The organism is Mycobacterium sp. 1245499.0 (assembly GCF_001673615.1).
In the GTDB taxonomy this organism is placed as follows: Bacteria; Actinomycetota; Actinomycetes; order Mycobacteriales; family Mycobacteriaceae; genus Mycobacterium; species Mycobacterium europaeum_A.
In genome coordinates this window covers 1-610 of sequence record NZ_LZMG01000205.1, presented here as the reverse complement: position 1 = coordinate 610, position 610 = coordinate 1, and the positions used below count along the sequence as shown (strand labels likewise).

The 610-nt window shown below is 66.7% G+C and carries 2 protein-coding genes; one reads left to right on the top strand and one right to left on the bottom strand.

The genetic code is table 11. The features are described 5' to 3' along the window. Positions 1 to 38: 38 nt before the first annotated feature. A complete protein-coding gene (locus A5646_RS28940; RefSeq protein WP_231998295.1) occupies positions 39 to 257 on the bottom strand; it encodes an SDR family oxidoreductase in 219 nt (72 codons plus the stop codon). Between the two features lie 33 nt (positions 258 to 290). Between A5646_RS28940 and A5646_RS28935 the strand changes: the two genes are divergently transcribed. Next, positions 291 to 410, top strand: coding sequence for an SDR family oxidoreductase (locus tag A5646_RS28935; RefSeq protein ID WP_369806935.1), 120 nt, complete (start codon positions 291 to 293; stop codon positions 408 to 410). Positions 411 to 610 lie beyond the last annotated feature (200 nt).

Sequence of the window (610 nt, the reverse complement as noted above, 5' to 3'; positions counted from 1 at the left end):
GCCGAACCCGACGCACCCCTTTCCGGACGGATCGGCCGTCAATCCATGGCGAGGCCGCCATTGACCTCCAGGCAGTGGCCAGTGATGAAACCGGAATCCTCGCCGGCCAAAAACGCCACCGCCTTGGCCACCTCTTCCGGCGTGACGAGCCGCCCCATGGGATTTGTCGCCCCGAGCTGGCCTACTTCTTCGGCCGTCAACAGCGAGTTCGCCGTCGGGTCGGCGACCGTGGCGGGCGAAACGAGGTTGGCGGTGATCTGGTGTGGAGCCAGCTCGGGGCGACAAATCCCATGGGGCGGCTCGTCACGCCGGAAGAGGTGGCCAAGGCGGTGGCGTTTTTGGCCGGCGAGGATTCCGGTTTCATCACTGGCCACTGCCTGGAGGTCAATGGCGGCCTCGCCATGGATTGACGGCCGATCCGTCCGGAAAGGGGTGCGGCGTGCACACGATCGATCTGGCATACGTCGGGCGTGGCATTCACGAGGAGCTGATCGCCCACGTCGCCGATCAGGAGGGCTACTACCGCGACGAAGGTGTGCACGTCGCCATCCGCGACGGGGTCGGCTGGCAAGCACAGCGGCTGCGCCACGTCGCGGTGATCGGCCTGGGT

Excerpts from the sequence above, each read along its gene's own strand:
- A5646_RS28935 (WP_369806935.1), top strand. The coding sequence starts at position 291 with ATGGGGCGGCTCGTCACGCCGGAAGAGGTGGCCAAGGCGGTGGCGTTT.